We start from the raw sequence: 25,496 nt of genomic DNA on the forward strand, positions 1-25,496 counted from the left end.
TTTATAATTATAAAATTATTTCTGTTCTGGTTTCGGGTCCAGAATGGCATAACTGCCGAGCGTGGCCAATTGCGCCGTGTTCAGAAGAGCTTCATCGACTGCAGCTAGGGCTTCGCCAGTAGCTGTCATCAGCTCATCAGAGTCAACTGGTGAGGCAAAACGGAGGATGACCCGGTTCTCTCCTTTTTTAAGTTCACTCTCAGCCTTGGTTTTGTACTCATTAATAGACGCGACTTCAAGATCATTCAGCACATAATAATCATTGGCATCGCTCTCGCCATCGAACATTGCGAGTTCGGAATCAAGCCAATAATCCTTATCCGCTATCGTTTTCTGGCTGGCAGCAGTCTCATCGTTGGCATTATACAAGAAGTAGGGGATGCCGGAGTTCGTCAGGTTGTTGGTGGCATCCACATGGAACCATTCGTTCCCGATTTTGACCTTATTCCATGCATGTGGAACGCCACTGGAAGCGCCCGTTACAACGATGCTTTCCAGTCCCGAGAGATCGGAGAGCAATTTGTAAACGGAGGCATAACTGGCACATACCCCGACACCTTTGACCAGAATACCGTATGTGGTAAACGAGTCATTGAACTGCGGATCGACATTTTTAAAGTTGTTCTGCTCCGCATTTTCCAGCGCTGCATCATCATACTTTGCGTTATCGTTCAGATAATCGTAGATGGCCTTACGTTTCTCATCTTCGTTCATGCCATCCTTAATGATGGAAGCTACAACTTCGTTTGCTTTGGCAATAATCTCATCTTGCTTCTTCTGGATACCACTAGCCGATTCATTATAATGAATGGAAAGGGTAAGTGTACTATAGTTGTATTCGAAACCTTCCACACCAAGAATCAATGGATTCTGGTACATCACTTTCAGGACAACGTCCGAGAGTGTCGTGAAATTCTGAGCTTCGGGGAAAGCCTTCAACGAAATTTTATCTTGCGCCGCAATCATGTTTTTGGCTAAAACTTCTTCCAATGCGGAATCTGCATTGATCATTGCATCGCCTGTAGCAGGCTGAGGCACGGTTTCCTGATCACCTTGTTCTACATTTTGCTGTGTATTGGACTTTTGCTCATCTACCAGATTGTCTTCTTCAGCTTCAGGAGCTGGAGCAGGGGCTTCATTAGAAGTTTCCTCGGAAGCACTCTCAGAAGTATCATTAGAAGCCTCGGTGGATATCGGTTCAGCTGCATTCTCTGAAGTCTCAGTATCGGTTGTGGACTCTGTAGTTGGAGTTTCCGCTACCGGTTCTTTTGTTTCCGTTGCAGACTCAGGTGCATCTTGATTGTTGATGATCGTTGGCACATCAGGTGCAGGGACGTAAGGTGTGTTGTTCTTTGGTTCCACCAGTCCGTTGCTGGACTCGGCTACGGTTTGCTGAGTGAGTCTGTCCAGGTCTGCTTGGGTCACATTTTCTACACGTACGTAACTTTTCAGAGCTGTTCCTTTAACGTGAAAAGGAATATTCGTTTCATTAAACTCTGAAATCTCTACGCTTTTGGTATCATAGACAATGGTTTCCCGGGCTAAAGAGCCGTCGTTGTATTCCACTGTCGTTTTTTGAGGAAGTGCATCTATATTCTTTAATTTCTCCCTATACAATTGTTCTTTCAAAGCTGTTGGTAACTGGGAAGCAAGCGGAGCTGTAGGAACACCTCTGCTAAAATTAGATTCTTTGTCTCCACCGATTGCAGTAACGTAATATTCTCCTCGTATACCATGGTTCTGAGTGGTAGTTATCATTTCATTATAAGTGCCGAGCCCGCCTTTTCCGTCTTTCATAAAATCATTGAAAGACGTCTCTGTTGTTAACGCAATATCTAAAGGTAGACTATTACTGAAAGCGTCCTCTGCGCCAGTTAGAGGTACATTGGTATCAAAGTTGGTTAGGTCAGAACGTTCATAAACTTTATACTCGGTTGCACCCTCAACCTTGTCCCAGACCAACGTTAACCGTCTGTCTTTATCAATCTCGTATCTTAGGTTGGGCACAGGCAACTCCGATTTCACTGTAAACGGAATAATGATGGGGTGATCGAGCAGGGTTAGCTTCTCAGCATCCGGATCATAATTCAGACGAATGTAATAAATGGGGGCACCGCCCCAAGAACCTTGATCCTTGTTCTTCATGGAATCTGAGGTTAAAACGCCCCACCCAAGAGGTTTAATGGAAACGTTGTTGCCATTGGTATCGCGAAGGGCATGTACATCGCTTGCTTTAAGTGCTTTAATATCGGTATGTACACTAATAATGTCACTAGCTGACAGGTTATTTTTCCGTAAATCTGCTTTAAACTTGAACGTAAATTCTTCATCCTGAGCTACGTTGTACATCGGCATGATCGCTTGTTCCGATTCGGAGCCGTATTTCTGCTTCAAACTTAAAATGGTAGAACCTTCTACGACTTCGGTAGGATTATTCTCGGACGGACTGCTTTCCTGTTCATTACTCTGGCATCCAGCCAGTAACAGGGTGAGCGCAAACATAATGAAAAATAGACGTTTCATGATACACCGCTTTCTTGTTTTTCTGAGTGACTCTAATGACTACGTTCTACACACCGAAAGATTATCAGATATGGTTAAAACCCATACTCGAACCTCTTAACAGCTAAACCTCCTATTAATTTCCTGACATCCTTTGCTAGTTTATGGTCATATTGACTCATTGTCAAGGTGAGAGGTAGGTTTTAAGTCCTGTAGAACAATAGAACAGTTGTAATTCCGTAGCGGGGGGACCATGTTAAAATACAAGAGTTACTACATATTTATATATATAACAGAAGAATAATTGAGGAGGCTGGATTGGCGTATGACAGCAGAACAGATTGTCAAAAGCTTTTTTGAAGAAGTCCGATCAGGGCGGAATCCCAATTATGCAAGCAGCGTGATGGCGGAACAAGTACTGGCTCATCAAGTGATATCCGAAGATGAGGTCACGGTCACCCGAACACCTTCCGATTATGCGGATCATGTGCGAGAGATGATTGAAGCATACGGGGAATTTTCACTCGAAATTCAAGAGTTGCTGACGCAAGGTGATAAAGTTTATGTACGCTGGAGACAAACAGGTACCCATATTGGCGAAGTGGACGGATACAGTCCAACCAACCTCCCGGTGATTGAAATTGCAAGTGCGGTATACCGGGTGGCAAACGAACGCATTGCAGAATATTGGATTCAGATTGACAGATTGGGCATCGAAAAACAATTGGAGCGTAATCAGGGCTGAGTTTCTCAGCTCTTTTTTAGTTTTTAATTCTTTGTAAGCGTTCCCGTGTTATAATGGACCAAGTTGTATACAAGTTACCTAAAACGTTTTCTGTTTTTTAACTCCATAATCTGAAAGCGAGGATCAGAGATGATTAAAGCAACGGAAGATAATCAATATGTTGAACTGACAAGCCCGACAAGTTTACCGAAGGCATCCGGATTTCTTTGGAATGAAAAGATGATGATTCATGTGAATTGCCGGGGGTACGCTGTGGCCCAATTCATGCAGCCCGAACCTGCCAAATATTCGTACGCGCCCAACCTGGAAGCGAAGACATTTATGCAACCGGAGCAGCCATACTATGCCCACCATCCGGGAAGGTTTGTTTACATTAAAGATGAAGTCAGTGGCGAAATCTTCTCTGCACCGTATGAACCGGTTCGCAAGCAGGCGGATAGCTATACGTTCGCTGTAGGCAAACACGATATTCATTGGAAAGTGATTCAGGACGACATTTGCATTGAGATGTCCCTGCGTCTGCCTAAGGAAGATGTCATGGAACTGTGGCGTGTGAAGGTGACGAATCTGTCTTCGAGAAAACGCAAGCTGAGTATCTACCCGTATTTTACGGTCGGTTATATGTCATGGATGAACCAGTCCGGTTCATATGTGGAAGATTTGCAGGGCATCGTCTGCTCGGCGGTTACGCCGTATCAGAAATATCAGGATTATAGCAAAATCAAAACCTACAGCGATAAAACCTATCTGCTTGCAGATCACCAACCGACCGCGTGGGAAGTGAATCAAGAGAGCTTTGAAGGCGAAGGCGGACTTCATCATCCTTCTGGACTTCAGTCAGAGACACTCACTGGTGGAGATGCGCGATATGAGACACCTGTGGCCGTATTGCAATACAGAGTAGAACTGGAAGCTGGTGCTGAGCAAGCCTACCGATTTATCTTTGGCCCGGCTCATGATGAGGCAGAGATTGAGGGCATCCGTCAGCATTATTTTGTGAAGCAGAATGAGGAAGGACAGGATGGTTTTGCGGCTGCCGAGCAGGAGTATGCGGATTATATTGCGGAAGGGCAGGGAAACATTCAGATCCAGACATCGGATGGATGGCTGGATAATGTCGTGAATCACTGGCTGCCTCGTCAGATGTATTATCACGGGAAAACAAACCGTCTGTCGACCGATCCACAGACCCGGAATTATCTGCAGGATAACATGGGGATGAGTTACATTCAGCCGCAGATTGCGCGGGCTGCGTTCCTGACTGCATTGTCACAACAGCATATTAGCGGCGCCATGCCGGACGGAATTATTTTGCACCCGGACGCAGAATTGAAATATATTAACCAGATTCCTCATACCGATCACTGTATCTGGCTTCCGGTCTGTATGAAGACTTATCTGGATGAAACAAATGACTATAGCATTCTGGAGGAACAGGTTGCTTTTACAGACAGTGAACAGAAGCTTTCCGTAATGGAACATATGAATCTTGCGATGCGTTGGTTGATCCATGAGCGGGATGCACGTGGGTTGAACTATATCAATCAGGGTGACTGGTGTGATCCGATGAACATGGTGGGATACAAAGGCAAAGGCGTATCCGGCTGGCTGACCATTGCGACGGCATATGCTTTTAATGTTTGGGCAGATCTTGCTGAACAGGCTGGGCATGCCGAGGTTGCAGAGGAATTCCGTCAGGAAGCCAATCAGACGAATGCGACAGCGAATGAGTACCTGTGGGATGGGGACTGGTATGCACGAGGCATTACGGATGATAATGTAGTGTTCGGTGTGAGCAAGGACGTGGAAGGACGCATCTATATCAATCCTCAGAGCTGGGCACTCATGAGCGGTGCTGCCGACCAGGAGAAACAGGAGAAGTTAATCCGCGCGGTAGAGGAGCAATTGGAGACGCCATATGGTGTCGAGAAGCTCGCGCCGTCTTTCACAGCGATGCGGGAAGATGTAGGCCGTGTCACGCAGAAACATCCGGGAAGTGCAGAGAATGGTGCAGTGTACAACCACGCGGCAGCTTTCTATATCTATGCGTTGTACCTGGTGGGTGAGAAGGAGAAGGCGTATCGTTTGCTGCGTAAAATGATTCCGGGGCCCAATGCCGAGGATATTCTCCAACGGGGTCAACTGCCTGTATTTATCCCGAATTATTATCGCGGAGCTTATCGGCAATTTCCACGTACAGCCGGGCGCTCCAGTCATCTGTTCAACACCGGCACAGTGCCTTGGGTGTATCGTTGCCTGATCGATGGATTGTTTGGCCTGCAAGGTCACGCACAAGGGCTTCAGGTTCGTCCGCAACTTCCTGAAGATTGGAACGAGGCGTCGGTCACGCGGTTGTTCCGCGGGGCTGAGTTGAACGTGAACATGAAGAAGGATGCAACTGTCCAGACGATTGAAGTGTACGTTGACGGTGAACGTATAGAAGGTGACATCATCAAGAATATCCAAGCTGACGTGAAATATGAGGTGCTGGTGAAGCTGCCTAGGTAGAAAGAGTACGGAGTACCTGTGGTATGCTGCGATGAATTTTGAACAATTACGAAGCCGAATGAAAAACTGCCTTTCCTTTATAGGAGGAGGGCAGTTTTTGCTTTCAGCTTGATCAGGACTCGTTCCATTCTTTAACTCTGTACCAATAGCTGTATATCTCCGAATAACCCAGCTTGGCGTAAAGCTTCAAGGCAGGTGCATTATTTGCAACCACTTGCAGATAACTAGACGTAGCACCATTCTCTTTTGCCCAATGCAGGAGGTGCAGGATCATCTGTTCAGCAAGTCCCTGATTGCGAAAGTTAGCGTCTGTAATGATGTCATACAATCCCATATAGCCACGTTCAATTACACCAAATCCACAAGCGACGACTTGCCCGTCAATTAACAGCGAGATGAAACCTGTCTTTGTCCGGATATTGTTCAACATAAGTTTCGTCGTTTCCCGTTGCAGATCATTCACCTTGTTCAATCGGCAAAAGTGATCCAGCCACGCTGTGGTCAACTGTTCGTCAATCTGTACAGCTTGGTGCACAGGTTCTTTGATGTCATCTAGGCTCCGAATCTGGATACGAGTCAGATCCACAACAGTATATCCTTTGTCCTGCAAAAGCTGGTCGAGATGATCTGGCTGAATAAACGGCGTGATTTTGAAAATCGTATTTAACTGATTGGAAGCATAGATACGCTCACATTCCTCAATCTTTTCATGCACATCCAGAGTGGAGTAGTGGATAGGTTGAACGGAGTTGGCACGTTTGGTGTATCCTTTGGCAAAACGGAGTACCCAGCCGTCATACAGTAAGGTGGACAAAGGTTGCCAGTGGTTAAGGGATAGTTCTTCAATGGTTCTGTGTTTTGTATCCGTTGTATGTATCATGTCTAACCTCCGATTTTATGATTAAATAATAATACATAATAATGTATAAAAATACAATATAAACATATATATCGCCGAACAGTATGCATTATGGTCGGAGATGGTATACAATTTGATTTGGTTGAATGAATAACTTCAGAAGCGGAGCACATTATGTTAACGATAGAGATGCAAGGCCATAACATTAACTGTCATATCGAATATGGCAAACGCAAGAAAGTGTCCATCACGATGGACTTACCTTATATGGTAACAATCAAAGCACCCAATGGTACCAGTGAAGACATGATCCGGCAACTTGTGGAGCAGCATGGAGATGTAATTTTGAAGAAATCCGCTCTGATGCAGCGGGCGCTCGACGGTCCTCAAGCCAAGGAATATGAAGATGAGGGCAAAGGGAAGTTCCTGCTTTTTGGCAAGGAGCATGCACTGCATGAATTAATTTCTGTAGAGGGGCTTACAGAAGAGGAGCTACGAGCGAATCTGAAGAAGTTTTATTTTGCCGAGTGTAAACGCATGATTGGGGAGCGCATCGGACGTTATCAGCAGGAGTTGAAGGTGAAGCCGAAGTCGATAGAGATTGTAGACTCCCCAACGAAATGGGGAAGTTGCAGCTGGGACAAAAAGCTTACGTTCAATTATCGCCTGGCGATGGCACCACTGGAAGTGATGGATTATGTCATCATTCATGAACTTTGCCATATTCACCACATGAATCATGATCGCTCTTTCTGGCGACGGATCGGCAGCATCATGCCGGATTACAAAGCGAAAGAAGATTATCTGATGCGCAATGGTCGAGCCATGACACTATAATTTCAGGTCCAAGTTTCTACTTGGATACCCTACTCCCCTCCATTGTTATTCGTAAAATCCGCAAAGGTCCCACTGTTTGCAGTGAGTGGCTTCGCGGATTTTTGTTGTGTCTGGATATTAGGAATAAGATAATTGAACGCCGTATTGTGTGAAAAAATGAGTAACCGCATCCATGTCCATTCGATCATCGAATAGATGCTCAGGATAATAGACGCCTGGAGCCATAGGCTCATCCGCTGGCATCATCAGTATCTTCTCGGCTTGCACCGCAGCGCCGAGTGCAGTCATATGAGTTTGACCGAGTGGGTCAGAGACCGTCATCGTTCGTTCAACCAGGTTACCTTTCGCATCCAGTCCTTTCAGTTGAATGACCAGATGATGTTCACTCCCGGTTCCCGGATTATAGAGCAATTTCCGCCGGAATGGCTGGAAACGTTCACCACTGATCATCTTCCATACTCCGGTTTTGACCAATCCGGCGAGTGCATAGGTAGATACTTTACTATCGAATGAAATGCGGAAGCTGGCGGAATCGATATTGCTGGTATGAGGCAAAGTGACGTGATCGGGTGTATCCAATCTGTAACATGGGGTCGTATACCCGTTCGGGAAATGAACTTTAATCGGATCTGTCATGGGGTAGACGAGTCGGTTCGTGTTGGATTCGGTGACCTTAAAAGGAATACTCATCCGGTCCATGAAAGCTGCCGAATCAGGGCCGGCCTTATCCCGCAGCGACCATAGGGCATGAATGTTTAATTCGACATGTTGCAGAGAGTTAGAAAGTATCATGGCAAATAAAGAAGCTGTTCCTGCCATCCATCCAGAGGATAGCACTACAGGAGCATGAAGCTCTTCCTGCTCTATTGTACGGATCGCTTGATTGAACACCTCAGTCCAGCGTGTTACATCGATAAGTGGAATTTTTCTCCGCACTGCCGATACGAGTAGCCGATCATCCAGATCGTTCACTGCATTAATGATTAACGATATATTCTCTCCTGCGTGAATCAGTGGATCGTCTGCATTGGTATCAACAACAACCGTTTGGACACGATTGGATGGAAAAGGTGCTGCTTTACCCGCAGAACGGCCTCCCAGTACCAATTCCAGATCAGGATGCCTGTCATGCAAAATGCGAGCAAGCTGTGCACCTACAGCACCATAGCCTCCAGCGATGAGAACTCTTTTTCTATTCATTCGATAAACCTCCGTTGATATGTTTATGTACTTATATGTTTAAACTATTGAACATATAAGGGTGAAGAAAAGGAATGCGGTTCACCAGCGCGGTACGCGCTAGCTCTGACATTCCACTTCCACGAGATGAACGAGCTGTTTGAGCAATTCGATCGCATCGTTGAACTCCAGCTTGTAATACATCTCCGTACCTTTTTTCTGAACCGATAACAGCCCGGATTGACGTAATATTTTCAAGTGATGAGAGACTGTAGGGCGTGACATGGGGACATGCTCTGCAATCTGTGATACGTTCATGCTCTCTTGATCAATGAGCAGCGATATGATTCGCTGGCGAACGGGGTCTCCCAAACCTTGAAGATAAGGACTTAGATTCTCGAAAATATCAATAACTTTTTGGTTACCCATCGATTCGTTCATGGCTCACTCCGTTATAATGTTTAATTGTTTAAACGTATTATAAGGCTTAGTTCACTTAAAAATCAAATTTAACATTCTAAGTTGCAGGAAAATAGCTGTTCCGCTTGTCCATTTGAAGTACAATATAAGCAAATATGCCCGTACCACGAAACCATTGCTGTATCCGTGGTGGAAGGAGTCCAAGATGGCTGAGAGTAACCATTATTCGGTGCTGGTAGATGAATATATCTCGGAGTTTGCACCCGATGTACAGGTGAGATTACAGGCGTTAAGACAGCTTATTCGCGAGTCGGCTCCTCACGCCGAAGAGAAGATCAGTTACAAGATGCCCACGTATGCACAGCATGGGAATCTGGTTCATTTTGCTGCATACCAGCATCATATTGGATTTTACCCTGCTCCCAGTGGGATTCTGGCTTTCAAGGAGGAACTCTCCAAGTACAAAGGGGCTAAGGGATCTGTCCAGTTTCCGCTAGATCAGCCATTGCCGGAGAATCTGATCCGCCGGATTGTGGAGTTTCGGGTGAAAGAAAATGTGGAAATTGCGCTGGAGAAGAAACGGAAGAAGTAGGTAATAATGGATAAAAACTTGTTAGCCTACTGAGGGGGAAGTGCAGATGAACAAAGCCCTAATCGTGTTGGATGTGCAGTATGGTATTACATCATTGAAGGATTTCACAGTTCAGTTGGGCAAGATCGAAGCGGTTATCGCTGATTTTGAACAGCAACATGAGCCAATCATATACATGAAACATGTAGATTACGATCAGGAGGGCTCTTCACTATTCTATACGAATACTGCGAACCTGGAAATTATAATGGGTACGGGTCAGTATTCCGTTATGGAGAAAAGCAAACCAAGTGCCTTCAGCAATCCGGAGCTAAGAACTTGGCTACAAGATCATCAGGTAGAACATGTATTTATTGTTGGATTCAACATGGAATATTGTTGTCTGTTTACGGCAATTACTGCGGAACACGAAGGGTTTAAGGTAACCTTGATTGAGGACGCAACAGGTTCGGTGAACACAGCGGAGACGTATGAGATGCCGGGTCTGGACATTCAGGATTTTGTCGGTTCGATTTTGAATTGGTCGAATTGTATTGAAGTTTTATATGTGGATGAGTATAAAGAAATGTATCGTATCTAGCGTGGTTTACATGTGACGCCAGAGATTTGAGTATGGTATAATAAGAGCAGATTAGACGTAAAATGCAAAGAGAGCCGTGCTGGTAACACGACTCCTCCGAGCAATAGCCGCTTTTAAGGGCGGTGGGCTTCGCTTAGAAAGATGATCAACAATAGACCGCATCCTTTTGCGAGGGGGGCGGTCTATTTGTGTGTATTGGACAGAATAGCAACGATGAGCAAACCAAAGGTAAGCATCAACATAATTGCTTCAAATACTGTCACAAGGCATTCCTCCCTTCGTGGCAAGGTAGCCGACCGACCCTTTTAAGCCTATTCTATTGCTTTGTTGATTATAGCATATTTTGTAAGAAGCCAAGTTGTTAGAAGCTGTTTATATGTAACTCGTTCATTAGCTGAAGGGCATCCCGAAACCCTTGTAAATAAATCTCTCTTTCCAGAAGTGTTTGCATAGAGAGTTGAGTATCTTCATATAGAAAAAGGATCTGATTCAGTTGCTCCGGTAAAGCTTGGCGAATATTCTGAAAGTATTGATCAGATTCTTTAGATAGTTGGGTATAATCAGGCTGCGTGTGAGACAAATTGTTGTATAATAACTCTAAGCGCGTTCGGATTAACGGTTCTGCTAAAGATTCCAAGGATTCTTTCACTATGTACACCTCTTTTTGAGTATTTGTAGATATTAAGTTTCCATTTGAATACTACAGTGTGCATTATGTTTATTTGAATATACAACTTGTAGTGTGCTTTGTCAACATCACAGTGTGCATTTTAGTTTGGAGGAGAATTCGTATGATCAAGGTTCATTTATCTCGTATTATGGGTGAGAAAAGAATTAATATTGCTGATTTATCCCGACTAACCGGATTACATAGAAATGGGATTGCCAAATTATATAATGAAGAAACCGATGGTGTGAAGTTCGATACGCTGAATCGAATATGTGAGGCTTTGGATTGTGAGATCCAGGATATCATTGAGTTTATTAAGGACTAGAAGTGATCTTCAACAATTAGCTAAAGGCCCTGTACTTCTCAAGAAATGGACATATAGACCGTTACCTTATCGGAGGGACGGTCTTTTTCTGTCTGTATACATATGCCGATCTGTACCGATTGCAAGCGTTACTTCCTTTCAGCGATTTTTCAGCCAGAGCGATTATAATACTCACGGAATCCTGTAATGGAAAAGGAGTTTTGGCATGTCTAAGATGCTGCATAAGTCGTTTTATCTCATTTTGCTCGTGTTTGTTGCGGTGTTTATTGCTTCGTCCTTGTTGGTTCGGGCACAGTACAACTACGCCTTGTATGGGGACAATCCCATTTTGGGCATGCAGCAGTGGAGTGTTTTTCTCCCAGTCATTCTTTTGCTCCTTGGTTCTGGTGTCGGGTTATACGCTCTGTGTCTGAAGCTGAACAAATACAGCCCGAAGGTTGTCATTCCGATTGTGCTGCTCAGTTCACTGGCCATTCAGATCATCATCATTTTCGTATTTCCGAGAGTGCCCACCGATGATTCACAGACCGTTCTCTCACTCGCCATGAATATGCTGTACGACCAAGACTACTCGTCATTTGAGACGGGCGGTTATCTGCACATGTTCCCGTTTAACTACTCGATTGTGCTGTACCTGAAGACATTGCTGTACCTGTTCCCGGACAACTATCTGGTCATCAAACTATTTAATATTTTGTTTTCAACATTAACGACGTTCATGATTTACCTTATTTATAAACAAGTGAATGACAGATCCACTGAACGTGATTACGGTGTTTTGATCTTTGCAGCGACGTACCTGCCGTCCTTGTTCCTGAACAACTTGATCTATAACGATGTGATTGCCACAGCATTTCTGACATCATGCCTATACTTCTTAATTCGTTTTGTACGAGAAAAGTCTTGGAAAACAATCGTCCTTGCCGCCATTTTTCTCGCGATAGGCAATTACTTTCGAAGCATCGGCGTTATTGTGCTATTCGCTGCCATCATAACGATCCTGCTGAATATGCGGAGCATCGGAATGAAGAAAGTCATCATTTCCATCGGTGTGCTGGGTATGTTGTTTAATGTACCAACCTGGACTCAGAATGCGGTTCTTCAATCCTCCGGTGCAGTGAGCGAACCTGTGGGAGAGAATGCCGCGCCAGTCTATATGTGGCTGAATATGGGGATTAATCTGGAGCGCTTTGGTTTCTGGGACAATATGGAGAGTTATCAGATCTATCAGAGGCAGGCCAACTACAATAAGGCTGAAAGCGCAGATTTGTTCAAACAAGAGATTAGCAATAAACTGTCCGAAGCAAGTGCAAGTGACTTGGTGCAGATGTATTACAAAAAGATCATATGGACCTGGACCGAAGGAACGTACCAGATGGACCGATACGGAATCGGCAATGAAAGTTCCTTGGGTGCTGGAAGAGGAAGGGGAGGCGGAATCGCAGGGTCCTATAGTTATACCAATGCAATAACAGAACTGATGCAGGGGGACTCGGCTTATCGGACAGGTTTGCTCTGGATCGTATATGTGATGAATTTCCTCATGTATTGTTTTATTTTCATCCGGTTGCTCGGTGGAATCCGTCGTAAACGGTATGATGAAGTCTCATTAATCCTGGTCATTCTCGGATTCATCGGATTTTATATTCTGTGGGAGATTAAGTCCAGATACATCTACCCTGTATATCCGGTGTTGGTTGTGCTGTCCTATATGGGGTTCAAAGACACGTATGACTTCATATTCCATCGTAAAGGTACCTTGGAGAAATTTTCCTTGAGAAAAAGGTGATCATATGCGAAAAAATAAATATTTTACATCGGTTACGCTACTTCTGCTGCTGGGATGTTTGGTTATGCTGACGGCTTGCGATGTTATAACCGCCCAGAATATTACCAACACCGGTTCTGTGCAAGGTATGAACGGGTTTGGCATGCCAAATGGTGGCGGTCTGGGCATGAACGGAGGAACACCAAGAGGTGGAAGGGGTACCCCGGGCATGAATGATCGAACAGGCAGTCCCGACATGACGCAGGGGACGATGAATGCCGACATTACGGGTAGAGTCATCTCTGTGAATGGAAACACAGTTACGCTGGCGTTACTTGAAATGCAGGACAGCTCATCCCCAAGCATGGAATGGAAGGATACCGGAATGGAATTGAAATTGAATATAACAGATGACGTTACTATTACTGAGGGCATGGGAATGCGGCGTTCGGGCAATGCCAGCCCAAATGGGAATTCGTCCATTCAAGTGTCTGATCTTCAAAAAGAAAACATCGTGATGGTGTGGTATAAGGACAACACCGAGACGGTGGAACGAGTGATGGTTGTCCAGTAAAAGATGATGGGATTATCGTCATTTCGTAATTGCTTACACTTAGCTTATGGGTTATTATGGAAACAGCTGTTTTTTGAAGGGAGTGAGCGTCATGAAACGACGGTCTAAGATGCTATGTTCTATTACTACAATGAAGGTAAGCATAAACTGAATAATTCCGGCAGACCATCAGATGCAGGGTGGAAACATCTTGTTTCCCAGTCCGATCTGAGTTCTGCCGACATATAGGGATATAACTGCTCAGTTTTTCTGGTGTATGCGAGGTTTATTTGCTTGTGCAAATTTCTCATACACTCAGAATTTTTAAAAGCCGCAGGCATAGCCTGCGGCTTTTTGCGCGCAAAAATAGGTATTCGATGGCTACAAGCAATGCTCATGAACCGATTAAAAAGGAGAAATGCCCATGTTAACATTAAAATATTTATTTCATCATAATGACCTTGCCGAGATGATTCTAAAGAATTGGAACTACGATCCCGAATCGCTGGACATGTTTCAGTATTATCGCATCTCCTCCAATGCCGTGTACCCGTTCAGAGAGCAGGGGGAAGTTCGATTGCTTCGTTTTGCCCCGGTAGAGGAGAAAAATCAAGTCAACCTTGGCGCTGAACTGGAGTTCCTCCGTTATCTTCGAGCGAATCATTATGGAGCTATGGAGGCCGTACCTTCCCACACAGGGAAAGAAATCGTAGAAGCTCACACGCCATGGGGGACGTACTACGCTTCCGTATTCAAGAGAGTGCCCGGTTCACAGTTAGGGAGCGTTCAATTGAATGACTCTATCCTGTACAGCTATGGTCAGGCATTAGGTGAGCTGCACCAGTTATCGCGTATATTCAAGCCTGAGCAGGAGGAGAAGCGGCGCTGGACCTATACGGATGTATTGAATTGGATGCAGGAGGTTCTGAAGGATTTTCCTGCCGAAACGGCTGCTTTGAACGAGGTGGAGTTTCTCCGAACGTATTTTGTGAACTGGCCGATGAACAAGCATAATTTCGGACTCATCCACTACGATTTTGAACTGGATAATGTTTTCTATGACGAAGGTAGTAACTCTTGTTATGCCATTGATTTTGATGATTCCATGTATCACTGGTACGCGATGGATGTGGAGCGTAGCTTGGATAGTTTACGTGAGGAGATCGAGCCTGAACAATGGGAGCAGAAGAAGCAATTGTTCCTGAATGGTTACTGGTCCGAGGCAGGAGAACGGTATGATCTGGAGAGGATGTTCCCCGCTTGTCGCCGTTTTGCCAACTTGTACGGCTATGTGCGTATGCTTCGATCTGTTGCAGAGCAGTGGTCACATGAACCGGAATGGATGAGCGGACTAAGAGCGAGGTTAGCGAGGATAATGACAGAAAAGGCAGAGCAATTTGGTCATCCGATGTAATGCCTAAACGTAAACAGTGATATCCCCCCAGTACAATACTCATTGAACATATGTCATGTCTCATACTAGAATCAGTTCTCATAACAAACAAACCAGCTTGGGAAATCGAATGTAGAATTCCCAAGCTGGTTTTCTGATTTTGCTTAGAGGCAGGTATGGAGAGCATAATGCCAAGCAAGGACGTTTAAATAAGTGACATTGGTGATTCATTTTGTGAAAAAAAAGAGCACGGGTCCCCCGCTGATTCGGGGCAGCTTATGCTCTTTCTACATATGTATCTACTTGGTTAGTCGAGACTCAGGTCGAAATCAGGCTCACACATATAATCTAATGGATACAGATCATCTCGTGCTGAGATTAATGCACGGAAGTGAAGATCTCTGATACTGTGCTCAGATGCGTTTCCATCGGAGCGATTGGAGACAAGTTCAGCTACAACAAACACGTCTTCTGCGAGGTTACATTTAAACAGAACATTCTTCGGATAAATGACTTCCTCCAGGTAACTGTATGTCATCACATGAAATGTTTGTCCACGCCAGTTTGTCTTGATTACTTTATAGGACTGTGTGCGAATCAGATCCAGATAACGTTCCAGCTGGAACGTATGTTCAAATTGCGTAATATAACCTTTCTTATCTACATCAATTGTAAATTCCACATCATAGCTCACATGCATTTCATCTTTATAAGTTCCGTTCATGACCTTCAAGGCGTCAAAGTGTGATCCGAAATTCGGATCTTCCTCATAGGGAATGGTAATGAGTTCGGGGTCAACATGATCAGTGATCTTACTGTTCATGGAAGGTGGGCTGTAATACTTCGATGGCTGAAGATCAATTGATCCGATCATGCTTCCAGGAAAACCGGGGCTGCAAGATATTCGCATAGTCATCTCCTTCGGTGTTGGTCAGTAGTTAGACGAACGAGTGAAGAGAAAGTTGCACCATAATAAGGAAATGGAAGATGGAGCCAGTGGTTCATACACTCCTGAGAAAATTTGGATTAGAGTAAGCGTATTAATACCTCTTTTTTTGAGATTTTGTTATATTCAAAAAAATATACTTCTATATTTTTGATCTTTTACAATCCAAATTTCGTTAATTGTTTGTAGAGGGGGTGAGGGAGCGTTGAATGATGAAGAGCTTATTCAAGAGATTCGTGAAGGTAGCCGAGCTGCAATGGAAGTACTGGTGAAACGGCATTATAAGTCGATATTTGCTTATGTTTACCGGAAAACTGGAGAGTACCATACTGCTTATGATCTCACACAAGAGGTATTTGTAAAAATGATGAATTCCCTGAACAAGTATCAGAACACAGGACAATTCAGTCACTGGCTACTGAAGATTGCAGTGAACCATTGTAGAGATTATTATCGTGGGCGGGAATTTAAGCAGCAACAAAGAGAGAGTGAATTAACTGAGGATGCGTTCCCTGCCAGTGAACAACAGATTGTTTGGAATATTTTTCATAAGCGATATCAGAACGAGCAAGTCAGGCGGGCAGTATTAAGTTTGCCTGATCACCAGCGAGACGCAGTCATTCTAAACTATTACAATGGATTGAAAATAAGGGAAGTTGCTGAGCTTACGGGAACCAATGAATCTACCGTGAAGTCACGCATTCGATTGGGGATAACGAAATTAAAGGAGATTATTATCGGAGGTGAACGGGATGAAAAGCAGAGGAAACGGAGATGAATCGAATCTTGTAGCAGAGTTGGAAATAGAAGAGTACAACGAAATAGCTTCATATCTGGATGAGTATCCGGTCGAATTTCCATCCGAGATGGAGATTGACAAGACAATTAGAATACTGGATACATATATGTTAGATCACAGGAATGCTTACCTAAAACAAACATCATCTGGGAATTCAGTTAAGGAATTGTTCCAGTTAGTTTATAGTGAGGTTGCTGTCTTCCACAAATCTTACTGGTTAGTCTGTTCAATGCTCTTGTTGTTCGGCTATTGGCTAGGTACCCACAGTACGACAGACCCGTACATGAGTGTACTCTTTATAGTTCCTGTCCCATTTGTACTTGGTTTACTAGAAGTTTTCAAAGGTCGAGATCAAGGATTAATGGAAATTGAACTGACCTGCAAAATTACGGCACAGCAACTGATGCTTACCCGTCTAATCGTAGTGCTCACTGGGAATATGGCGTTTGTTTTTTTGCTTAATTTACTTATATCAAGCGAAACAGGTGTTTCCTTATCATGGAGTGCTATCGGTCTTGCGTATACACAGCTTATGATCGCAGCAGGTACAAGTCTATGGCTCGCAATGCGTGTCAGAGGCGGGACAGCCGTCAGTATCTTTCTAATTGTATGGTTCGCACTGGTTTGGCTTGTACTAAGTAATCCGGAATTGAAGACTCTACTTCAATCAATTCAGCCCGCAGTAGTTATAGCGATGGCTCTATGCGGAGTTCTACTATTAATCAGTCAGATCTATGAGATGGCAAGGAAATATACATTAAAGACAGAAAGAGGTTACTCCTTTGATACTGACCATGGATAACGTATCTAAGAAATACAGGAACAAGTTGGCGGTAAAAGAAGTCTCACTGGAACTATCCAGTGGTGGTGTTTATGGCCTCCTTGGACCGAATGGAGCAGGGAAGACAACATTGCTTCGCATGATTGTAGACATTTCCAAACCCACATCTGGACAAATTTTGTTGAACGGGCGGCCTATCCAAAACATGGGAGAACGTTATCGAAGTTTGTTGGGCTACATGCCGCAACGATTTGGATTTTATAACCGATTCAGTGCTTACAAATTTCTCATGTATATGTGCTCTTTGAAAGGGATTGGTATTAATCAAGCTTCAGCACGTGTGCAGGAAACGTTAGTAATGGTGGGCCTTGAAAATCAAGCCCAACATAAAATCCGCACATTCTCCGAAGGAATGAAGCAGCGATTGGGAATTGCCCAAGCTTTGCTGAATGATCCACAAATTTTGATTCTTGACGAACCTACAGCTGGATTGGACCCCAAAGAGCGCATTCGATTTCGTAACATTATCGGTGAGCTGGGAAGAGATCGTATTGTAATGTTATCTACGCATATCATTTCTGATTTGGAGTTCTCATGTAAGGAGATGATCCTGATGAATGAAGGGCAGCTCATCGCCCATAATACTCCGGAAGAGATTATGAGCCGGATGAAAAATACCGTATGGAAAGCGAAATTGAATTCGCAGCAACTTGCTGATCTTACCTCTCATTTCAAAGTAAGTGGTCTGTCTTATGAGTCAGATGGAATCGTAGCCCGAATTCTCTCAAAAGAACAGCCTGTACCGCAAGCTGTACCAGAATCACCTCGGCTTGAGGATGTATATATGCACTATTTCGGAGAGGAGACGAAGTCTTGATTCGTTTAACTCAATTCGAGTTTTATAAAATTATAACGCGTAAAAGCATTGGTATAGCAGTGTCTATTTTGATTGTTTTTCTAGTCGTATACTCATTTTGGAGGCATCCTGGGATAATGGATGGTTCCGCCTTCTACAAACCTTATGAAGGTCCTGTTACAACAGAGAAGGTAAAAGTCGCACATAATCAATATGATTCCATTTGGGATAGTCCCGAAGGTAGATACCAATATGGTGCATTTTACGATATTGTGTTTTTTTCTCCAGAAACGATCAAGAACAGCACACGATATGATGATCGTGGCAACGTCATGGAGCGAACAGTGAATGTATCCGAAATCTATTATAATAAACCTTGGGGCTACTTACTGGAATACATTGATCAATTCGGTGTAGTTTTTATGATGATTATGGTTCTGCTAGGGTTGGCTCCAGTATTTACTGAAGAATATGTACTAGGTACAGCATCATTACTGCGTAGCAGTAAAAGAGGCAAAAGCAAGCTCGTATCAGCAAAATGCATTGCTTCCATATTGTACGTTGTGATGTGTGTCGTTTTATTTACTGGGGTAAACTTGGTTTTATATTGGTTAAGGTTTGGTAATCTGACTGGGGCGAATACTTCCATACAGAGCGTGGGCATGTATGTTTACAGCTTTGATTATGAGTTCTCACCGTATACTTTTACTGCTTTTCAATATTATTTAGTTCAATTGTTTACTCATATGGCAGGCAGCTTGGTCTTTGCATCTATTGTTTTGTTGGTATCTGTCCTCAGTTCCACATCCTTTATAGCTACAATTGTGAATACTGTGATAGTAGGTCTGCCATACTTGACCTTTGACGTATTAAATTTAAATTCCGGGTCATTAAATTGGGTCGAAAAATTTTCAATAAGTACTATGATACGGGTAACAGGGCTTTATCAGACACCAATAAACTATTCTTTATTTGGACTGAATATGTCTTATTTAACCTTATATATCGTTGTGATGGCTTTCATTACTGTTTCGACTATACTTGCCACATATCGTTTATTCCACAGCAGGGAAATGTTTTCTTGAGTGAAGCTATGAGTCATTCCTTTTTTTAAGAAATAAGGTTCGCAGTTACTGCGGGCTTTTTTTATTTGCAGGAAATACTGGCACTATTTCCAATCTACCTACTCTTTTGATACAGTAACTGTAGGACATATCGGAGGTATATATCATATATGGAACAAGCACTTCAGATACTGATGCGAAATGCAGGTGCAGAAGAGAGCACCTTTTTGTATATGCTGCATGAGGAGGCACGTTTCGATCAGGGACTATTCTGGCAATACGTGAACAGTATTATGGAACTGACTCGTCTTACTGCCAATCAGCCGTTGGATCGAGAAATTTCCAGTGCCGTTAGCTTTACATATTCCAAAATCATAGAGTATCTGCAATGGCATCAGTTGGATCGTGATGTGTATGAGATTATACAGTTTCCATATGTCTACGCACATCAGATTGTGAATCTGCTAGGCAATGTAGTCAATGGCTTCTATAAAGGTATCGCACCAGATGAAGCCAGTTTCGATGAGGAGTTTCCCAATCCGGTTTTCACAGGCGAAATGGCAGAAGAGCAACCAACCATTTTGCAATTGGGCTATTATAAACAACATACGAATGTACACTCCCTTGCCTTCCGAGAGGAAGAGGGGACGTATCGAATTGTTTTGAATGAAGAAGAGGATCGGGATCTTGCAGATTTCAGGTTGAGTCGCCGAGAGGTGGAGGGAACGTATCTTTTTACGGCTCCGGATGCCAGCAGCGCCCACCAATATTTTCATGAATGGGTCATGGAGAACCGTGCCCCATATCGCTCTCAGAGAGGAGTCCATCGAATGAATGTGAACGAACATGTAATCGAACACCAGCCGCTTACCTTTGTGGGAATCAAACGAACATTTTCTTGTGTGGATGGTGAGAATTTAAGAGGAATCCCCAAGATGTGGCAGGATGCTTTGGCAGATGGGATTGAGGAACGTTTAAACGGGTTCAATAACGGAGCTATTCCCGGTCTGGTGGGCATCTGTGTAGATCAAAGAGAGCTGCAGGACAATCAAATGGAGTACTGGATTGCTACCTCTCACTCAGGTGAAGTGCCTGAAGGTTTGATGTCTATAGAACTGCCCGCGTCCCATTGGGTTGTATTCGAGGCGGATGCATTAGAGCCGGAGGCGATACAACGATTGTGGCATTATATTATGACAGAGTGGTTTCCTTCCACTACATATAAGCATGCAGGTATTCCGGAACTTGAAGTGTACAAAGGTCACCGCACACCTCCCCAAATCTGGATACCTGTAGTTGTTCAAAAAGTCCGCTTTTGATTACGAAGGATGCCTAATGGCATCATCAGCATCGACTATGGAATTCAGCCGAAATAAGCGAGAGGCTTACGAAGGTTGTTTCCTTCGGAAACATTGTGGTTGCTCACGTAGGTTTCCTGCGCTCCGCTACTCCATTTCTAGCTTCATCCCATCTTCTCGGTACTGAAAACCAATCTTTTTGAACAGGTATTTTGAGTAACATTAAATTAGGAGGTCTACGATGTTATCCAATAAAGTCATTGATCATTGCCAGGAGCAAGGCTGGTGGCATGAAGATGTTCCAGCAGCGTACGAAGAAGCATTACGGAAGCTTGAAATTGATCTTCAGTCGGATTTTGCACAATTTTATTTACATGCAGAGGACGGACCGACTTTTTACAGCAGGCATCAGGAGTTGTATCAGATCTGCTGGTTTATGGAGAACACCGTATATATGGAAGACATGAATGTAGCACAGCTTACACTGGGACTTCCCGAGGCGTATATTCCACTGGACAGTTTTGAAGGTGAAGGTGGATTTTTCTACAACCGCCGGACGGGAGAAGTGGTGCTGGTGGAACTGGGCGAATCCATCGAACGGTTTCTCAATGGCGAGAGTAAGCCGCAGTGGGCCGATTTCAATGCTTTTCTGGAGTGGTATTTCGTCCTGGAGGAGGAGACGGTGCAATGAAAGAGCTAACACCGGAACATGCCGAACTGGAGCGACAAATTATTGAGACCGTAGAAGCCGGTAATGTACTGGATGAGACGCAGCAGCATGAACAAGCCCTCATCTATTATGATCAGGCATGGAGCATGTTGCCCGATCCGAAGATGGAATGGGAGATTGCAAGCTGGATCGCATCCTGTCATGCGAATGCACATATCGATCTGAAGCAATATGAACTGGCGAAGCCGTGGGCTGAGATATCGTTACATACGCGGAGTACGGATAGAAGTACGAGTCCATTGATCGAACTCGGCATGATTTGCATGAGGCTTGAACAGTATGACGAGGCATATTCGTATTTGCACCAGGCGTATGAGTTTGGCAAAGAGCGTGCATTCCAGGGCAGCCCGAAGGACGTGTTGAGTTATTATAAGAAAGAGCGGGCTAAGCGCAAGTAAAGTGATTCCAACGATACCGTGCAACGAAAAGGGTACCCCGGTTTGGCCAAACATGACCACAGGAGTACCCTTTCAATTATTACGGAATGTTCGACTTCATCTAATCCGAAATGTTACGCGTATAGTACTCAATAATATCCTTACGACGGATAATACCGAGGAAGACACGATCGACATCCACCACAGGCACAAAATTTTGGTCTGCTGCAAGTGTCAGCATATCCTCCATTTCAGCCTCAATGAATACACATTCATTATATACCCGATTGTTAATCTCATGGACTTGAACCTGATCCATCGTATCAAAAGTCAATCCGGGTGTATTTCGCATTTTCCATAACAAATCGCCTTCGGACAGGGTAGCAACATATTTTCCATCCTGGTCAATCACGGGAATGGCGGTGTAGTGGTGCGATTCCAATTGCTCAATAGCATCTTTCATGGAAGCGGTAGACTTGATATAGGCCACTTCGGCTTTGGGGAGTAAAAAATAGCTGATTTCCATCATCGGGCTCCTTTTCAGCCTTTTGCATAGCAAAAAAGCTTTAGTATGTAATCTCACTATCCTTATTTAAACATATTATGTGAGCTTTCGGCTATTTTTAATGATAAATTCGTCAGATTTGTTTCATTGTTTAAAAGGCGCTGGAAATCTATAGTGTATATTAGAGGTGATGTAACCATGAAATCCAAACGTAAATTAATGTACGGACTGCTGCCCATCTTATTTGCAGGTGGAATCGGAATGTATCTATACATGCAGAATAACAAAGAAGCAGAAGCCAAGCCCCAGACTACCGTGAATCAGTACATAGAGCATCTGCAGAAAAAAGAGTTTGACCAGCTGTATACCTTGATGACGTCTGCTTCGTTGCAAGAGTCCGGCATGAACAAGGAACAATTTGTTGAAAAATACAATGCGATCTATTCGGGCATGGAAGTATCCACCGTCAAGGCGGAGATTAAGCCTGTGGATGTTGCCGAAACGGCTTCCGATGGCAGTAAGACCGATGCAGAGAAACAAAACCCGGATACGTATGAGGTGGATTACAACCTACAACTGACAACTTTTTTGGGAGAAGTCAGTGAGACGCATACATTGAAACTGGTTCGGCAGGAGCTTGAGGATGGGGGCAAAAACTGGCAAATTAACTGGCAGCCATCGCTGATCCTGAATGACATGGTAAAGGGCAGTAAGGTGCGAGTGAGGACACTGTTCCCGGATCGTGGAGACATTGTAGATCGTGATGGCTTGCCACTGGCTACCAAGGGCACGATGAACGAATGGGGCATTGTACCTGAGAAACTTGGTGATAACCCGGACCAGATGATTACCCGAATCGCAAGTCATTATCAGGTTTCGGAAGATGCCATTCACAAGGCGCTTGCACAGACATGGGTGAAGCCGGAGTACTTTGTCCCGATTGGTTCAACAGAGGAATTTGACGTGCCAGAATCGTTAAGCGGGGTTACGATGCAGAGCAAGGAAATCCGTTATTATCCACTCGGTGATGCGGCTGCGCACCTGATTGGTTACGTGCGCAAAGCCACCAAGGAAGATCTGGATAAGGATACAGAAGGCTATTATCGCGCAGAGGATTGGATTGGCAAAGCGGGTTTGGAGCAGTCCATGGAGAAGCAGCTGCGTGGTGAACGTGGTGGTTTGATTGAAATTACGGATGAGTCCGGTAACTCCCGTTCTGAGCTTATTCGCAAGGATGCTGTAGATGGACAGAATGTTCAACTGACGATTAGCTCCAAACAACAGAAGAAATTGTATCAGACATTGTCCAGTGGTGGAGACGCCGGTGCGATGGTTCTGATGAATCCGACGGACGGCAACTTGCTGGCGTTGGTGAGCGCACCTTCCTATAACCCGAACAAGATGGTTACAGGACTTACACAGGCAGAGTGGGATGCTTACTCGGCGAATGAGAAGCTTCCTTTTATCAATAGAGTTACTACACGATATGCACCAGGATCAACCTTCAAAGCGATAACTGCGGCAGCAGGCCTAATGGAGAAGGTAACGACAGCAGACAAAACTCATGAGATTTCCGGTTTGCAGTGGCGTAAGGACGACAGTTGGGGCGGATATTACGTCAAACGGGTGAAAAGTCTGAGTCCTGTTAATATGGTCGATGCTCTGGTGTATTCCGATAATATTTATTTTGCGATGGAAGCAACCGAGATGGGCAGTGCAAAGTTCATCGACGGGATTCAAAAGTTCGGGTTTGATGACAATTTCGGGTTGGATGAACTGTACCTGAAGCCAAGTCAATATGCGAATGAGGCTCACAAAGATCTTTCCTCCGAGGTGCTGCTGGCTGACACATCCTATGGACAGGGTGAAATGTTAATGTCGCCAATTCATCTCGCTGCTGCCTTTACGCCGTTTTTGAATGAAGGAAAGCTGGTGAAGCCTGTTCTGATTGTTGGCAAAGAAACATCTGACCCCGAGGTGATCATTACACCGGATGTGGCAAATACGGTCAAAGACGCTTTGAGAGAAGTCGTATCTCGCCAAGGCGGTACGGCACACACATTGAGCTCTGTTGCTGGCAGTCTTGCAGGTAAGACCGGCACGGCAGAACTGAAAGCGAAGAAGGGTCAGCAAGGGCTGGAGAATGGCTTCTTCGTCACCTTTGATACTGAATCACCATCTTTTCTGGTGGCAGCGGTGATTGAGGAAGTTAACGGCCGCGGCGGCAGCCATTATGTGGTGGATCGCTTGAAGCCGTTCTTGGAGAAGCTTAAATTGACGGAACAGTAAACCAACAGTTACAGTTATTTAAAAGCGGGTTGAAGAATTCATTATACTGAGATGTGATTAACTCATGGACTGATTCTCCTTGTGAATGATAGTGTAGCAACTATCATTCTACAGAATCAGGGTATGAGTTTTTTTGTTGTCCAGTAATAACTCTGCGCTTAGTCCGCCATTGACGTCAAAACCAGACTTGCAATAAGAGAAATAATGGATATAATAAGTTTAAACCGCATTTTAAATGACGTTTAAATCGTTGTTTAAAAAATGAATTGACGATCAAATACATGCTCATCGTTTATCTGATTTCAGACAAAGGATTCGGGGAGGATACTATGGAAACTGACAAAAAAGTGGAGACCAAAGAGAGGATTTTGCTTGCCACACTGGAGTTAACCAAGAGAGAAGGTTTTGAAGGTATAACGATAAAAAAAATTGCTGAAGCCTCAAGCACCAATGTTGCATTAGTTAATTATTATTTTGGTTCCAAAGAAAACTTGATCAACGATTCCGTTAAGTTGATATTGAACAGCTTTGAGCATACCTTTGGTATACTTGATGACCATTCATTACCAGCACGAGTTAGATTAAAGCGATTTTTACTGGATTATTTGCAAGTTATCCTCGAATATCCAGAGTTGCTCTCCAGAATTATCCTTATGGGTAAGACTGTTTTCGCATCCCAACATGAATATGGGGCCTTTTTAAACTTACTCGGTTTTCTGAAGATTAAGAGTGTTCTAAAAGAAATAACGGACGAACAACAGCCCGAGAAACTGATGACAATGACGGTACAGATATTTGGAGCGCTTTTTCTCCCGGCACTTATGAGCCCGATTCTGGAATCCGGAGCTTCCGTGAAGATTGTTCCTATAGAGGAACAAATTGACTTACTCTTTGACAGATACTTTCATTAAAACCCTTGA

The 25,496-nt window shown here is 44.1% G+C and carries 26 protein-coding genes; 18 read left to right on the forward strand and 8 right to left on the reverse strand.

Annotated elements, in window-relative coordinates; translation table 11 throughout:
- Positions 1-15: 15 nt before the first annotated feature.
- The gene (locus NKT06_RS04210) at positions 16-2,523 is read right to left on the reverse strand and encodes a transglutaminase domain-containing protein (protein ID WP_253430323.1); all 2,508 of its coding nucleotides are present in this window, start codon (positions 2,521-2,523) and stop codon (positions 16-18) included.
- A gap of 304 nt (positions 2,524-2,827) precedes the next feature.
- Here NKT06_RS04210 and NKT06_RS04215 point away from each other — a divergent pair, with 304 nt between their 5' ends.
- The gene (locus NKT06_RS04215) at positions 2,828-3,247 is read left to right on the forward strand and encodes an ester cyclase (protein WP_253430326.1); all 420 of its coding nucleotides are present in this window, start codon (positions 2,828-2,830) and stop codon (positions 3,245-3,247) included.
- Between the two features lie 129 nt (positions 3,248-3,376).
- Positions 3,377-5,755 carry a GH36-type glycosyl hydrolase domain-containing protein gene (locus tag NKT06_RS04220; protein WP_253430329.1) on the forward strand — a complete coding sequence of 793 codons (2,379 nt, stop codon included), beginning with the start codon at positions 3,377-3,379 and terminating at the stop codon, positions 5,753-5,755.
- Positions 5,756-5,867: 112 nt separating this feature from the next.
- Here the strand turns inward: NKT06_RS04220 and NKT06_RS04225 are convergent, their stop codons facing one another.
- Positions 5,868-6,635 (reverse strand): GNAT family N-acetyltransferase, encoded by a 768-nt coding sequence (locus NKT06_RS04225; RefSeq protein ID WP_253430332.1) that lies wholly within the window; start codon positions 6,633-6,635, stop codon positions 5,868-5,870.
- 153 nt (positions 6,636-6,788) lie between these two features.
- On the opposite strand from NKT06_RS04225, the gene NKT06_RS04230 reads away from it, so the two are divergent.
- Positions 6,789-7,451 carry a M48 family metallopeptidase gene (locus tag NKT06_RS04230; protein ID WP_253430336.1) on the forward strand — a complete coding sequence of 221 codons (663 nt, stop codon included), beginning with the start codon at positions 6,789-6,791 and terminating at the stop codon, positions 7,449-7,451.
- Positions 7,452-7,568: 117 nt separating this feature from the next.
- On the opposite strand, the gene NKT06_RS04235 is transcribed toward NKT06_RS04230, so the two are convergent.
- Positions 7,569-8,651 carry a Rossmann-fold NAD(P)-binding domain-containing protein gene (locus NKT06_RS04235; protein ID WP_253430339.1) on the reverse strand — a complete coding sequence of 361 codons (1,083 nt, stop codon included), beginning with the start codon at positions 8,649-8,651 and terminating at the stop codon, positions 7,569-7,571.
- A gap of 99 nt (positions 8,652-8,750) precedes the next feature.
- Positions 8,751-9,071: an ArsR/SmtB family transcription factor gene (locus NKT06_RS04240; RefSeq protein WP_017690570.1), complete on the reverse strand. Its 321-nt coding sequence runs from the start codon at positions 9,069-9,071 to the stop codon at positions 8,751-8,753.
- Between the two features lie 184 nt (positions 9,072-9,255).
- On the opposite strand from NKT06_RS04240, the gene NKT06_RS04245 reads away from it, so the two are divergent.
- Complete coding sequence (locus NKT06_RS04245) at positions 9,256-9,642, forward strand: iron chaperone (protein ID WP_253430342.1); 387 nt, start codon at positions 9,256-9,258, stop codon at positions 9,640-9,642.
- 46 nt (positions 9,643-9,688) lie between these two features.
- A complete protein-coding gene (locus NKT06_RS04250) occupies positions 9,689-10,222 on the forward strand; it encodes a cysteine hydrolase family protein (protein ID WP_253430345.1) in 534 nt (177 codons plus the stop codon).
- Between the two features lie 182 nt (positions 10,223-10,404).
- Here NKT06_RS04250 and NKT06_RS31855 read toward each other — a convergent pair whose 3' ends face one another.
- A complete protein-coding gene (locus NKT06_RS31855; protein ID WP_367399886.1) occupies positions 10,405-10,485 on the reverse strand; it encodes a putative holin-like toxin in 81 nt (26 codons plus the stop codon).
- A gap of 98 nt (positions 10,486-10,583) precedes the next feature.
- Positions 10,584-10,871, reverse strand: coding sequence for a DUF6809 family protein (locus tag NKT06_RS04255; protein WP_253430347.1), 288 nt, complete (start codon positions 10,869-10,871; stop codon positions 10,584-10,586).
- Between the two features lie 142 nt (positions 10,872-11,013).
- Between NKT06_RS04255 and NKT06_RS04260 the strand changes: the two genes are divergently transcribed.
- From NKT06_RS04260 to NKT06_RS04275, 4 genes are all read left to right on the forward strand, one after another.
- Positions 11,014-11,217, forward strand: a complete 204-nt coding sequence (locus tag NKT06_RS04260; protein WP_253430350.1) for a helix-turn-helix domain-containing protein — start codon at positions 11,014-11,016, stop codon at positions 11,215-11,217.
- 205 nt (positions 11,218-11,422) lie between these two features.
- On the forward strand, positions 11,423-13,006 hold the full coding sequence (locus NKT06_RS04265) for a glycosyltransferase family 39 protein (protein ID WP_253430353.1): 1,584 nt from the start codon (positions 11,423-11,425) through the stop codon (positions 13,004-13,006).
- A gap of 4 nt (positions 13,007-13,010) precedes the next feature.
- Complete coding sequence (locus tag NKT06_RS04270; protein WP_253430356.1) at positions 13,011-13,559, forward strand: hypothetical protein; 549 nt, start codon at positions 13,011-13,013, stop codon at positions 13,557-13,559.
- A 403-nt stretch (positions 13,560-13,962) separates the two neighbouring features.
- On the forward strand, positions 13,963-14,952 hold the full coding sequence (locus tag NKT06_RS04275) for a phosphotransferase enzyme family protein (RefSeq protein WP_253430359.1): 990 nt from the start codon (positions 13,963-13,965) through the stop codon (positions 14,950-14,952).
- 286 nt (positions 14,953-15,238) lie between these two features.
- Here the strand turns inward: NKT06_RS04275 and NKT06_RS04280 are convergent, their stop codons facing one another.
- A complete protein-coding gene (locus NKT06_RS04280) occupies positions 15,239-15,841 on the reverse strand; it encodes a hypothetical protein (protein WP_253430361.1) in 603 nt (200 codons plus the stop codon).
- Between the two features lie 241 nt (positions 15,842-16,082).
- Between NKT06_RS04280 and NKT06_RS04285 the strand changes: the two genes are divergently transcribed.
- The 7 genes from NKT06_RS04285 (at position 16,083) to NKT06_RS04315 (ending at position 21,803) form a co-directional block, all read left to right on the forward strand.
- Complete coding sequence (locus tag NKT06_RS04285; RefSeq protein ID WP_253430364.1) at positions 16,083-16,655, forward strand: RNA polymerase sigma factor; 573 nt, start codon at positions 16,083-16,085, stop codon at positions 16,653-16,655.
- Positions 16,630-17,478: a hypothetical protein gene (locus NKT06_RS04290; protein ID WP_253430367.1), complete on the forward strand. Its 849-nt coding sequence runs from the start codon at positions 16,630-16,632 to the stop codon at positions 17,476-17,478. The genes NKT06_RS04285 and NKT06_RS04290 overlap by 26 nt, the downstream gene beginning before the upstream one ends.
- Positions 17,459-18,334, forward strand: a complete 876-nt coding sequence (locus NKT06_RS04295) for an ABC transporter ATP-binding protein (protein WP_253430371.1) — start codon at positions 17,459-17,461, stop codon at positions 18,332-18,334. Before NKT06_RS04290 ends, NKT06_RS04295 begins: the two co-directional genes overlap by 20 nt.
- On the forward strand, positions 18,331-19,398 hold the full coding sequence (locus NKT06_RS04300) for a hypothetical protein (protein WP_253430374.1): 1,068 nt from the start codon (positions 18,331-18,333) through the stop codon (positions 19,396-19,398). The genes NKT06_RS04295 and NKT06_RS04300 overlap by 4 nt, the downstream gene beginning before the upstream one ends.
- Positions 19,399-19,547: 149 nt before the next feature.
- Positions 19,548-20,696, forward strand: coding sequence for an effector binding domain-containing protein (locus tag NKT06_RS04305; protein ID WP_253430377.1), 1,149 nt, complete (start codon positions 19,548-19,550; stop codon positions 20,694-20,696).
- A 220-nt stretch (positions 20,697-20,916) separates the two neighbouring features.
- Positions 20,917-21,366 (forward strand): hypothetical protein, encoded by a 450-nt coding sequence (locus NKT06_RS04310; protein ID WP_253430380.1) that lies wholly within the window; start codon positions 20,917-20,919, stop codon positions 21,364-21,366.
- Positions 21,363-21,803 carry a hypothetical protein gene (locus NKT06_RS04315; RefSeq protein WP_253430384.1) on the forward strand — a complete coding sequence of 147 codons (441 nt, stop codon included), beginning with the start codon at positions 21,363-21,365 and terminating at the stop codon, positions 21,801-21,803. Before NKT06_RS04310 ends, NKT06_RS04315 begins: the two co-directional genes overlap by 4 nt.
- Before the next feature lie 100 nt (positions 21,804-21,903).
- Here the strand turns inward: NKT06_RS04315 and NKT06_RS04320 are convergent, their stop codons facing one another.
- Positions 21,904-22,308 carry a CBS domain-containing protein gene (locus NKT06_RS04320; RefSeq protein ID WP_074093601.1) on the reverse strand — a complete coding sequence of 135 codons (405 nt, stop codon included), beginning with the start codon at positions 22,306-22,308 and terminating at the stop codon, positions 21,904-21,906.
- Positions 22,309-22,485: 177 nt separating this feature from the next.
- Between NKT06_RS04320 and pbp4 the strand changes: the two genes are divergently transcribed.
- Together pbp4 and NKT06_RS04330 are read left to right on the forward strand one after the other, a co-directional pair.
- Positions 22,486-24,576 carry a penicillin-binding protein PBP4(5) gene (gene pbp4 / locus NKT06_RS04325; RefSeq protein WP_253430387.1) on the forward strand — a complete coding sequence of 697 codons (2,091 nt, stop codon included), beginning with the start codon at positions 22,486-22,488 and terminating at the stop codon, positions 24,574-24,576.
- A gap of 329 nt (positions 24,577-24,905) precedes the next feature.
- Positions 24,906-25,487 (forward strand): TetR/AcrR family transcriptional regulator, encoded by a 582-nt coding sequence (locus tag NKT06_RS04330; RefSeq protein ID WP_253430392.1) that lies wholly within the window; start codon positions 24,906-24,908, stop codon positions 25,485-25,487.
- Positions 25,488-25,496 lie beyond the last annotated feature (9 nt).

Origin of the sequence: Paenibacillus sp. 1781tsa1, assembly GCF_024159265.1 — a bacterium.
Taxonomy (GTDB): domain Bacteria; phylum Bacillota; class Bacilli; order Paenibacillales; family Paenibacillaceae; genus Paenibacillus.